Origin of the sequence: Myxosarcina sp. GI1 (assembly GCF_000756305.1) — a bacterium.
Classification (GTDB): domain Bacteria; phylum Cyanobacteriota; class Cyanobacteriia; order Cyanobacteriales; family Xenococcaceae; genus Myxosarcina.
This window is the reverse complement of the sequence record NZ_JRFE01000039.1, coordinates 1-10,718: the sequence shown is the minus strand read 5'-3', so window position 1 is coordinate 10,718 and position 10,718 is coordinate 1. Positions and strand designations below refer to the sequence as shown.

The window sequence follows — 10,718 nt, the reverse complement described above, 5'->3', positions numbered from 1 at the left end:
ATGTAGCAGCGGCGATCTAGGCAAAGGGCGATCGCAGACACAATTATTAAACGCGAAGCAACCATAAAATCTGTCTGCGTCGCTGTTGTATTACCCTTTGCCCAATAAATAATCCGCGATAGCGACATTGTTATTTCGCCGACGCTATACTGGGGCTGCTGAAATTCGACAACTCTGACCGATTCCGAACCGTGTAACGGTCTGCCCCTTGGGGGGCAATGGGGGGATTTCAACAGACAGCCCGCGAAGCGACGATATTAATGTTGCGATCGCTAACAAATCAAGTAAAGTTAAATTCTAAAATCGATAATTCTGAAACCCAAAACAACTACTAAACCAATTAACACGTAAGCCAGAACTATTAAAGAAGGAGTAAGTCTCGACAGGATTTCTTTTGAATCTGAAAATCCTGAAATGCCTACTAGAAAATAGGCAACATAACTGATTACAATCCAGACTGACAATAATGCGAGCGAGATCAGAAGTGGTACGAGCCGATTGGAAGTAAGTTTTAAAACTGTGATGTAAAGACCAAATAGTATGTTTCCCACGAAAGCTAAAACTCCCACAGCTAGAGCTATTAAGTGTATGAGCCGAAACATAACTAATAAACGTCTATCTAGTTAATGCTTTTACTGTACATCATTACCAACTACCATCAACAGTTTTCACTCAGGCGATCGCCACAACTTATTATTTCCAAATACCTAATTTATCTTCTTTAGCTACTGCTTCCGCCCATCCTAGTGCTTCATTGCTAAGACAGTGACTAGAATTTTGTTCATCATGTCTAGCCATACCTTTTTCAACCATCCAAGTATTGAGATGAATCTGTGACTCAAAATCTGGCTTTAATAACATCCACGCTTCATAAGTTTCCTTTCTTTTCTTAAGCTGAACCGTACCATCACTTTTATTAACGAGCGATCGCAGATAATCTCTAGCTTCCTCTCCTGCTGCCGTTATGCCACACAATTGAACTGTTTGAGTTTCATTATCACGAACTACAGTAAAGCGATCGCCAGACTTAACCTCAACTACTTGCCAGGGATTGTACTTGATAGATCTAGATTTATATTCCAGCCAGAAGTAAGAGCTAGTAGAAATTAGAGCGATCGCACCGCTAATAAGAATTAAAGGTTTGCGATAACGGAGATAGAAAAGAAATAGCTTTGCTTTAGCTTTCATCGACTGAGAGAGAATGTTTCTCTTAGTCTTCCCAAAGTCAAACAGAATCATCTACCCAACCGCAATTGGGGCAATCGTAGTGAACTAATCTTTCAGTGAACCTATATTTGCATTGAGGACAGACACCAGTAAATACAGGATGCGTATCAAGTATCTCTAGCTGTTCTGCCTGAGTGTAGCTAGAGGGACGATTGGGAATTAGTTCATTGTTGTACCAGCTATATCCTTCAGGCGACCACTGTTCTTGTATCTCTGCTTTAGGGTCTGGTCTGAAGTCCATACAGGTTTTAGTAGTTACACCTTTGGGATGAACCGCAAAGATTAGATAGGAATTGTGGGCGTAGAGAAGACAGCGATAAGCCTTCGGCATGGCTACGCTACGCAGTCGGGGATTTTCATACATAATTTTCTTAGACTCACCTAATCATAATCAACCTTCTTCCTCAATGACTTTAATTGACCTCGTTTGGCTTTGTTATCTAACCGTCTTTTTCTTGCTCCTTTAGTTGGTTTAGTTGCAAGTCGCTTCTTCTTGGGAGTTGATACGCTTTTGATTAAATCCTTAAGTCGCTTTAAAGCATCCTCTCTATTCTGCTGTTGAGTACGGAACTGTTGGGCTTTAATAACAACAACGCCATCGGTCGTTATTCTTGAATCACTTAGGTTCAGCAATTTGTATTTGTAGCGCTCGGGAAGTGAAGAAGCTCGAATATCAAAACGCAGATGTATGGCGGTAGCTACTTTGTTTACATTTTGTCCACCCGCTCCAGTCGAACGAACGGCTTTAAGATCGATCTCACTAGTGGGAATGTTAACTTGCTTTGATATTCTCAACAAAATAAATACCGAATTGAAACATCGAATTGATAGCTTCTCATTCTAAGAATATAGTAGTTTCAGTTTTTCAAGATAGCTTGGTAGAGATGCCTTGACTATAGGTAACTCAGTCCAACAGGTAGTGTATCTCGGACTTACGCTATCCCTTTTAGTTGCCCAAGGTTTCTTAATTCCCGATACGGCAAAGGAAACGGTATTCTTACCTATAGTTGCATTGAGGCGATCGATAGTTTCCATCAATATTTCCTGCTTCTGAGGATCGTAGACTTGTAAAAATACATTACCCTGTTGAATGTTTTCAGGCTGCAATCTTTGCATGATTACACCTGCTTTTTTATACTCATAGCCATCTTTGTATATAGCTTCCAAACCTCTTAAAGCGACATAAATTAATTCGGGAGTGCGGTTACTGGCTAAGGGCAAAGGAAGAGTAACCGAGTTGGAATAATAGTTTTCCTTAAACCTGCTGGTATGAATAAAAACTGTAATTTTGGTGGCGTTCTGCTGCTGCTGTCTGAGCTTCTCTGCCGCACGAGTGGTATGAGTAGCGATCGCCTCTTTCATCTCTGCTAAAGTGGTTACTGGACGACGGAAGGACCTTGAGACACAGGTAGCCTTTTTAGGCTTAGGTTGAAGTTCCAGATTCAGACAGAATATACAGTTTAATTCTCTATGCAAGCGAACTCCAACTATGCCCATTTTCGATTGAATCAGCCATTCTGGAGCATTTCTTAGTTCCAAAGCATTGTTAATAATTTCACTCCTTAACCATTTACTGTACTGTCTGCCGATACCCCAAATATCTTCTACTGCGATTGCACTCAAAATAACCTTCCGTTCTGCTTCGCTTTGAGGATATAAAAAAACCCCCTGATGTTGAAGGTTTTTCTTAGCAACTCGATTGGCAATCTTAGCCAGAGTTTTAGTAGGAGCGATACCGATAGATATTGGTATTCCCGTCCACATCATCACCGTACTTCTAATGGCGATCGCGTACTTTTTCATTTCATCTCCTTCTAGCCAGGATAAATCGATAAAAGCCTCATCAATACTGTAAATCTCAACTTCAGGACTAAAGTGAGACAGAATCGACATAACTCGCGCAGACATATCGCCGTACAGCACGTAGTTGGAAGAAAAAACTTCAATTCCGTGTTTGGCAATCTTGGACTTAATTTTAAACACGGGAACACCCATAGCAATACCCAAGTCTTTAGCCTCTTGCGATCGCGCCACTGCACATCCGTCATTATTAGAAAGAACGATTACTGGTTTACCTTCTAATTTGGGATTAAAAACTCTCTCACAGGAAACATAGAAGTTATTGCAGTCAATCAGAGCAATCTGCTTACTGCTAGGTTTAAAGATACCTTTCACAACTACAACGCATGAATGACATTGGTAACTACACCCCAGATTTGAAACTCCATCGCTTCGGTTATAGCTAATTCTGGATAGTCGGGATGTTCGGCAATTAGATAAGGTTGTTTGCCACAGTATTTAAGCCTTTTAACTAACAACTCGCCATTGACAACAGCAATTACTACTTTATTTTCTTTTGGTTCGATAGAGCGATCGACAATTAACAAATCCCCTGGATGAATACCAGCACCGAGCATCGATTCTCCAGATACCCTGACAAAATAAGTAGCCAGAGGATGGGGAATTAGATGTTGGTTGAGGTCTAGTTTACCCTCTAAAAACTCATCGGCTGGAGAAGGAAAACCAGCAGCTACATTGCAACTATAAAGAGGAATTGAATAATGTTTGGAAGTCCTGGCGCGATATACCTCGTCAACCTTGGTAGGACAAATAATACTCACAATAAAATTAACTGTAATACATTTTTATTAAATACAAGAATACCACTAAACTAAAAAATTAGCGGTTAAATCCGTTATTCAGAAATTTATCGATAGCCGATGACCAATTCAATCTGGCTTACTCCTACATCACGAGCTTCCTTTGCCGTGTAGTATATTTCTTGAGGTTGACAAACCCATCCGTCCCAGAAGGCGATCGCATAACTAAAACACTCATTAACTCGATAAACTACCAACGTCGCGCCACTGATACCAATTAAGCATTCAATCTTCATTCCGTTCTACTTGTCCCGTTTTTCGGTTGTATCTATGGCTAGGTTTCTCTCTGTTTGATTCTGGTTGCTTCCAGGCTAACCACAAACCGTAGATTGTCAATGCCAAATAGAGAATTAACAACAACCAATGTTCTATGTTTTCAGGGTTAAAAAGCTCATCATCAAAATACATTTTTTGTACTTCTAAACCGAACTTAATTAATTGACTAACTTCCACGCATAGAATGCGGTGAAATTCAAGGCTCAAACGGCAATTGCTGTCTGGGACAGACTGACATCACCTAACCTCAGAGTTGTAGCCCCAACTCTTAAAATTACTCGGCTAGCATTATCATCGCGTCCATGTTTCGTAGAACAACTCGGACAAACCCAATAACGCTCGTTTTAGCCAAGCTTATCGATTACAAAATTGCACTCGGAACAGGTTTTAGTAGAAGGATACCAACGATCGATATAACTGACTACTTTGCCTTTCTTTTCAGCAACAAAGTCTAAGATTTTCAAAAACTCAGCTAATGCCAAGTCACCAATCTTTCTGCCCCATAAACGCTGCATTCCTTTAAGATTGAGAGTTTCAAAAAACAGATAGTCGAACTTATTGGTTAACTGATGTGCTAGTTTCCAAAACCAGTCAGAGCGACGATTCACTACTTTTTTATGTACTCTGACAAGGTTTTGTCTAGCTTTCTCTCGATTCTTAGAACCTCGTTTCTTAGTAGAATGCGTGCGACTAGCTACCTGTAGCTGTCCCAATGATTGCTTGAGAAACAATGGTGACTTGATTTCCGTACCATCCGAGCAAGTCAAGAATACTTTACAGCCGAAATCAAAACCCGCATTTTTACCTGTCGCAATCTCGATTTGACTGTCAACAAAATCCGTCACCACATAAACAAACAACTCTCCGAGTGAATTGCGCTTGATAGTGACTGTTTTAATTTTTCCTTCAATTTCTCGGCTTTTCCAGAACTTAAAAACACGCTTCCCAATTCTTAATTGGTTGTCGGCTAAAAACCTGTAGCCGTTTTGCTTCAACGTAAAAGACTTATATTTAATTTTTTTTCTAAAGTTTGGCGGTCTAACTCCTTTACTATGATGCTTGAAAAAAAGCTCGTAGGCTCGTTCGATGCGCTGCACGATATCTTGAACAGCTTGTGCATTAACCAAGAGCCAATAAGCATTTCTAAGTCTCAATTTAGCTATATGCTTCATTAACCTGTTTTTATTCAAATGTTTGCCGAACATCGAATAATAACGCTTGTGCAGCGCAATACAGTGATTGTACACACTACTGGCAGCGTCAATAGCGCGATGCAGATGCTTGTTCCGTTTATGTTGATATAGCTTAAATTCAAACGTCTTCATGTGTCTATAATACCATTAGATAGACATGAGTGATAGACAAAATGGAAAGATATAGACGAACTCACACAACCGTTTCAGACATCAATTATCACTTCATCTGGATACCTAGAAGACGCAAGAAAGTTCTCAAAGGAGAAATTAAAAAGCGGCTTAATGAGTTGATTCATCAAGCCTTATCAGAACTGGATTGTCGGTTGATATCTTTAGCTATCAAATCCGACCACGTGCATTTGTTCGTTAACGCTCCTTGTCACCTGAGCATTCCAGCTATTATGCACAAAATTAAAGGCATGAGTGCCAGATATTTGAGAAAAGAGTTTGATAGCTTGAAGAAACTACCTTCAATGTGGACTCGCAGCTACTTTGTTTCTACTGCTAGACAAGTTAGCTTGGAGACAATCAAAGAATATGTCGAAGCTCAGGGCAAAGATTAGACATAACTCACGCCACGAGTGGTTTAATTTATTACAGATAAACGACTCAGCGCAGGTACCCCCTGCTGAAGCTCGTGGGCTATCAAGCTGCGACTTCGTTTGTATAGTTTCCCCTACTAAAATCGTCTTTTTTGGTTCGGGATAAAACTACTACCATGTATGGGATACAAGCCACACTACAGTTATTTTTTCGGGCTAATTAAGATATAAATAACGAACACGAAATATACAGAAACTCTAAACTAAACCTCTTAAGAAACAGCAATCGGAGAGACAACAAACATGGCATTAGTAAGATACAATCCCTGGCAAGAAACGACTTCTTTACAACGTCAACTAAATCGTTTATTCGATGATGCGGATGGCTTCAATAACTTAGCCAAAGTACCTGCCGCCGAACTTACTGAAACTGATGATGCTTTACATCTCAAACTAGAAGTTCCTGGCATGGAAGCTAAAGATTTAGACATTCAGGTAATGGCAGATCGAGTAGCGATCGCAGGAGAACGCAAATCTGAAATCAAAGAAAAAACTCGCTCTGAATTCCGTTACGGTAAATTCCAAAGAGTAATCCCTCTACCTGCACGCATTCAAAATACCAACGTTACTGCCGAGTACAAAGACGGTATCCTCAATTTGACTCTACCCAAGTCTGAAGAAGAGAAAAACAAAGTAGTCAAAGTAAATCTCGGTGAAGCTACCGCTTAGTCTTTCAGGGATAGCAAACTATAGTCATATAGTTTAATTATTAAGCCCAGTTGCAGTTGATGTGACTGGGCTTTTGTTTAAGATGCACTCACTTATTTTTGAGCTAAGCCCAATCGCTATTTAAAGAATAATCAAACAAATTCACCCTTCTTAAGGAGAAAAAACAATGAAGTCATTAATTTCACCTATTTTTATCCAAACAAGCATATCTATCTTTAGTTTCCTATTGCTTGTAACTCTATTCGTCTAATAATTTTGAGTTCGATCGCCAAGAAAGAAACTTAAATTTTGATGGTTAGTGGTTTGACTCGTGTTAATCTAGCTGCTTTGACAGTCAATTATCATCAAAAGTGAGCGAACAGCAACTTAGTTTATTTAATGTCCGACCAGCCTATCGAGTAGAGCAGCCTCAAAAACTTATGAGCAAAGAAGCTCTACTCAAATGGAAGTCAAAGATATTCGAGCATCAGCAACACACTCTTAACACTGAGCCACCACAACAAACTAGCCTGTTTGATGCACCATTAGCTCACTGCGATAGCGATTCAATTAATCCGTTTGAACTAAAGCTGCACTCTTCTCAGTTTTACAGAATGAAAGAACATGAAGATAAAAACTGCATTTACTTCATCATCGATAATGCCTTACCATTACTCCTCTACGTTGGAGAAACGATGCAGACGGCAAAACAGAGATGGATCGGCACGCATGACTGTAAGGACTATGCAATAAACTATGTAGAGCTTCACCGTAAATATAACTTGGAAGTCAGAATGTGTAGTGCTTTTTGGTACGATACACCTAGCGATCGCACTGCTCGTCTAAAATTGGAACGAGAATTAATTCTCAGGTGGCAGAGTCCTTTTAATAAAGAGAATTGGGGTAAGTACGGCAAGCCGTTTGGGAAGATTTAAGATAAGAACAGGTATCTTTGGGAGACTAAAAACATGAACTTACAGAAAGTTTTATTACCTCCTGTTTGGTTTTTACTATCGATTATCTTGATGGTTGGACTGCATTTGGTGCTACCTGTCAGACAGCTATTTTTCCCACCCGTTACTTATTTAGGCATCGGAGCGATCGCTCTCGGAATCACAGTAGCTTTGTTCTGTGACTATTTATTTCGGCAAAAAAATACGACCATTAAACCTTTTCAAGAATCAAGTTATCTAGTCAGAGAAGGAATATTTCAATATAGTAGAAACCCCATCTATTTGGGCATGATAACTGTCTTAACTGGCTTGTGGCTTTATCTGGGAAGTCTGACTCCTGTAATTATTATTCCTGTGTTTGCTTGGCTAATCCAAGAAATGTTTGTCAAAGAAGAAGAACAAATGCTCGAAGCTAAATTTGGTGAGGAATATCGAGAATACAAAGCTACAGTCAGGCGTTGGATTTAAAATTGATGACAGCAAACAGAGATTTAAAAGCTCAACTTTTTAGTCAGATAGAAACAATAGGCAAAGAGCGATCGATACTTCCTTTTTCAGACACATCAATTGATGACACTATTAGGCGGTTAGAGAATGTAAATCCTATGACACAGCCGCTAGCATCTGATAATCTATCTAGCCTAGTCGGTGACTGGCAGCTAGTTTATGCTTCTAACGGAACAGTCGTTACTCGTCCCATCGCAGAAATGACAAATGTTTTAGGCACTGCAATCAAAGTCAACAAAATCTGGCAATCTTTAGCTGTCCTAGATGAAAAAATTAAGGCTGATAATCAGGCATTAATCGAACTTCCCTTACTTGGAGAATATAAACTGAGTGCTGAAGGAGTTTGGCAACCAGAACCAGACCAACAAGCTGCTATGGTTATGTTTGATGCTTTTACCGCACAGGCTATTAAGTTTCTCGGTCAATCGGACTGGACTTTACCCGAACTAAAAATACCAGTGCTGGAGTTTTTGAGAAATGAGGCGTTATGGATTACCTCATACTTAGATGAGGATACGAGAATAGGACGAGGGAAGACGGGAAATTTGTTTGTGTTTTGTCGTTAATCAGAAGTTGTGAATAATCTTCATTAGTACGGCTACACTAATGATTGGCTTTTCAATTTTCAGTTGATGGCGAATCAGACTAGAAAAATTATTCATATTGACATGGACGCTTTCTATGCCTCGGTAGAACAGCGAGACAATCTTAAATACCGAGGTAAACCCTTGGCTGTTGGTGCTTCTCCCCGTCAACGTGGTGTAGTAGCTGCTGCGAGTTATGAAGCAAGGAAGTTCGGCATTCATTCGGCTATGCCATCCAAACAAGCGATCGCTCTTTGCCCAAATCTTATTTTTGTCAAACCTAGATTTGAAGTGTATCGAGCAATATCGGCACAAATCCATGATGTTTTTAGGCGTTACACAGATATCGTCGAACCAGTGGCGTTAGATGAAGCTTATTTAGACGTTACTGAAAATAAGCTCGGATTGCTTTATGCTTCTACAGTTGCCCGACATATCCGCGATGAGATCTTCAAAAAAACCAATCTCACTGCATCGGCGGGAGTTTCCGTTAATAAGTTTCTCGCCAAAATAGCATCGGGGATGAACAAGCCCAACGGCATGACTGTAATCCTTCCAGAAGAAGCCGAAGCATTTGTAGAATCTCTACCCATAGAAAAGTTTCACGGCATTGGTAAGGTTACTGCTGCGAAGATGCGCCGTCTGGGGATCGATAACGGACTTGACTTGAAAGAGCGATCGCGTGAATTTCTAGTACGTTCCTTTGGTAAGGTAGGTAATTATTACTACAACATCGCCAGAGCCAAGGATAATAGAGTAGTTGAAGCAAATCGTATTCGTAAATCAATTGGCGCAGAGAATTCCTTTGCCGAGAACTTGAAGGATAAAGAAACAATAATTATCAAACTCGAACAAATCGCACAGACACTCAAAAAACGTATTGACAGACATCAAGCTTCAGGTAGAACGCTGACTTTAAAGGTAAAGTTTTCAGATTATCAACAGATTACGCGCTCGCGCACTTTTGAGAAGTGTATTAATAGTTTAGACGTGATTATCACTGAAGCAGTAGAGTTACTAGAAATAGTCGAACTAGATGGTAAAAATATTCGCTTGTTGGGTATTTCACTGTCTAATCTTAATAATTCAAAGAAAGCCAAGATAATACAGTTGTCACTGTTTGAATAATATATCCGAGCGCGTATGGGCGATACAATAATTTCTACCAGCGATCGCTCCAGTTACGATACTAATCTAATCTGTTATCAGTTGTGGAAAACGAATATTCTCATTCTCAGAAACGAAATCAGTCAAATCTTGTCTTTGCCTTGGCTCACGAACTTCAGCAATACTTAGAAGCAAATGCCGAGCAACTAGACCCTAATACCTATGACAATATCAATCATTGGCGTGGAGGAATTCTTTCACAGGGTAAAATTACCGAAGAAGATTTGTCAGAAATAATTGAATATATCGGAGCAGAGAAGTTACAGGAATTAATTGAATTAGCTAGTGATAATTACCAATAAATCCCATGTCAGCACCTAAGCCAGTCCTTGATTTCTTTATTGCTGTTCTTCAAGACGATAATTTAGCAGCACAGTTTATGAAAGCTCTGGATAAAAAAGATACACCAGCTATGCTCGCTATAGCTAAACAACGTGGTTATGATTTTACTGCCAATGAATTACGTCAAGGCTTAAAACACATTCATAACATTCTGCCTAATCCTGTTGAGATTGATAATCTGACGCTAAAAGAATACAGATGTACTCGCAATGCTTCTTATACCTGTGACTGTTATGGACGCGACGACATAACCGCCAGACAGGGATATTATATTCACGCCGAGAGTGAAGAGGAAGCATGGCAGAAGATGGCTCTTAGATACCCTGAAGAAACTGAAGCAGGATTTACAGTTCAAGACTGGTCGGAAAATTCGGGTAAAAGCGTTGTTATCCTCAGAAAAGAGCGTGATGAAGCTGGAAATGCAATTTTAGTTAATTGGGAAGGCAAAAAAGCCATAACCAATGATGATGGTGATGTTATCGGTTATGAAGACGAACTAGAGTAAAAGTTATACTGGTGTCTCTATTTTCATACCGTAATAAATTTAGATGTTTAA

15 protein-coding genes and 1 pseudogene are annotated in these 10,718 nt (G+C 39.7%); 8 read left to right on the top strand and 8 right to left on the bottom strand.

What is annotated here, in order from left to right; genetic code table 11:
• Positions 1-693 precede the first annotated feature (693 nt).
• The 8 genes and pseudogenes from KV40_RS32615 to KV40_RS25170 form a co-directional block, all read right to left on the bottom strand.
• Positions 694-1,239: a thermonuclease family protein gene (locus KV40_RS32615; RefSeq protein ID WP_081942933.1), complete on the bottom strand. Its 546-nt coding sequence runs from the start codon at positions 1,237-1,239 to the stop codon at positions 694-696.
• Positions 1,226-1,591: a hypothetical protein gene (locus KV40_RS25200; protein WP_036487167.1), complete on the bottom strand. Its 366-nt coding sequence runs from the start codon at positions 1,589-1,591 to the stop codon at positions 1,226-1,228. The genes KV40_RS32615 and KV40_RS25200 overlap by 14 nt, the downstream gene beginning before the upstream one ends.
• 17 nt (positions 1,592-1,608) lie before the next feature.
• A complete protein-coding gene (arfB, locus tag KV40_RS25195) occupies positions 1,609-2,025 on the bottom strand; it encodes an alternative ribosome rescue aminoacyl-tRNA hydrolase ArfB (protein ID WP_036487166.1) in 417 nt (138 codons plus the stop codon).
• 42 nt (positions 2,026-2,067) lie between these two features.
• A complete protein-coding gene (locus KV40_RS25190; RefSeq protein WP_216595717.1) occupies positions 2,068-3,402 on the bottom strand; it encodes a Y-family DNA polymerase in 1,335 nt (444 codons plus the stop codon).
• A 2-nt stretch (positions 3,403-3,404) separates the two neighbouring features.
• A complete protein-coding gene (locus KV40_RS25185) occupies positions 3,405-3,848 on the bottom strand; it encodes a LexA family transcriptional regulator (protein WP_216595716.1) in 444 nt (147 codons plus the stop codon).
• Positions 3,849-3,934: 86 nt separating this feature from the next.
• Complete coding sequence (locus KV40_RS25180; RefSeq protein WP_036487162.1) at positions 3,935-4,123, bottom strand: hypothetical protein; 189 nt, start codon at positions 4,121-4,123, stop codon at positions 3,935-3,937.
• A complete protein-coding gene (locus tag KV40_RS25175) occupies positions 4,113-4,370 on the bottom strand; it encodes a hypothetical protein (RefSeq protein WP_172657338.1) in 258 nt (85 codons plus the stop codon). The genes KV40_RS25180 and KV40_RS25175 overlap by 11 nt, the downstream gene beginning before the upstream one ends.
• Positions 4,367-5,488: pseudogene (locus KV40_RS25170) on the bottom strand (RNA-guided endonuclease InsQ/TnpB family protein). Before KV40_RS25170 ends, KV40_RS25175 begins: the two are co-directional and overlap by 4 nt.
• A 41-nt stretch (positions 5,489-5,529) precedes the next feature.
• Between KV40_RS25170 and tnpA the strand changes: the two are divergent.
• The 8 genes from tnpA to KV40_RS33725 all read left to right on the top strand — a co-directional run bounded on the left by tnpA (position 5,530) and on the right by KV40_RS33725 (position 10,667).
• A complete protein-coding gene (gene tnpA, locus KV40_RS25165) occupies positions 5,530-5,922 on the top strand; it encodes an IS200/IS605 family transposase (RefSeq protein WP_036487159.1) in 393 nt (130 codons plus the stop codon).
• Between the two features lie 282 nt (positions 5,923-6,204).
• Entirely contained in the window at positions 6,205-6,630 is a 426-nt protein-coding gene (locus tag KV40_RS25160) for an Hsp20/alpha crystallin family protein (RefSeq protein WP_036487158.1), read from the top strand.
• A gap of 350 nt (positions 6,631-6,980) precedes the next feature.
• Positions 6,981-7,544, top strand: a complete 564-nt coding sequence (locus KV40_RS25155) for a hypothetical protein (RefSeq protein ID WP_036487156.1) — start codon at positions 6,981-6,983, stop codon at positions 7,542-7,544.
• Between the two features lie 33 nt (positions 7,545-7,577).
• On the top strand, positions 7,578-8,030 hold the full coding sequence (locus KV40_RS25150; RefSeq protein WP_036487153.1) for an isoprenylcysteine carboxylmethyltransferase family protein: 453 nt from the start codon (positions 7,578-7,580) through the stop codon (positions 8,028-8,030).
• A gap of 5 nt (positions 8,031-8,035) precedes the next feature.
• A complete protein-coding gene (locus KV40_RS25145; RefSeq protein ID WP_036487172.1) occupies positions 8,036-8,635 on the top strand; it encodes a PAP/fibrillin family protein in 600 nt (199 codons plus the stop codon).
• 66 nt (positions 8,636-8,701) lie between these two features.
• Positions 8,702-9,781: a DNA polymerase IV gene (dinB, locus tag KV40_RS25140; RefSeq protein WP_036487151.1), complete on the top strand. Its 1,080-nt coding sequence runs from the start codon at positions 8,702-8,704 to the stop codon at positions 9,779-9,781.
• Positions 9,782-9,864: 83 nt separating this feature from the next.
• A complete protein-coding gene (locus tag KV40_RS25135) occupies positions 9,865-10,122 on the top strand; it encodes a hypothetical protein (RefSeq protein ID WP_036487149.1) in 258 nt (85 codons plus the stop codon).
• A 5-nt stretch (positions 10,123-10,127) separates the two neighbouring features.
• Entirely contained in the window at positions 10,128-10,667 is a 540-nt protein-coding gene (locus tag KV40_RS33725) for a Nif11-like leader peptide family natural product precursor (RefSeq protein WP_072013901.1), read from the top strand.
• Positions 10,668-10,718 lie beyond the last annotated feature (51 nt).

Excerpts from the sequence above, each read along its gene's own strand:
- KV40_RS32615 (WP_081942933.1), bottom strand. The coding sequence starts at position 1,239 with ATGATTCTGTTTGACTTTGGGAAGACTAAGAGAAACATTCTCTCTCAG.
- KV40_RS25150 (WP_036487153.1), top strand. The coding sequence starts at position 7,578 with ATGAACTTACAGAAAGTTTTATTACCTCCTGTTTGGTTTTTACTATCG.
- dinB (WP_036487151.1), top strand. The coding sequence starts at position 8,702 with ATGGCGAATCAGACTAGAAAAATTATTCATATTGACATGGACGCTTTC.
- KV40_RS33725 (WP_072013901.1), top strand. The coding sequence starts at position 10,128 with ATGTCAGCACCTAAGCCAGTCCTTGATTTCTTTATTGCTGTTCTTCAA.
- KV40_RS25160 (WP_036487158.1), top strand. The coding sequence starts at position 6,205 with ATGGCATTAGTAAGATACAATCCCTGGCAAGAAACGACTTCTTTACAA.
- tnpA (WP_036487159.1), top strand. The coding sequence starts at position 5,530 with ATGGAAAGATATAGACGAACTCACACAACCGTTTCAGACATCAATTAT.
- KV40_RS25180 (WP_036487162.1), bottom strand. The coding sequence starts at position 4,123 with ATGAAGATTGAATGCTTAATTGGTATCAGTGGCGCGACGTTGGTAGTT.
- KV40_RS25200 (WP_036487167.1), bottom strand. The coding sequence starts at position 1,591 with ATGTATGAAAATCCCCGACTGCGTAGCGTAGCCATGCCGAAGGCTTAT.
- KV40_RS25145 (WP_036487172.1), top strand. The coding sequence starts at position 8,036 with ATGACAGCAAACAGAGATTTAAAAGCTCAACTTTTTAGTCAGATAGAA.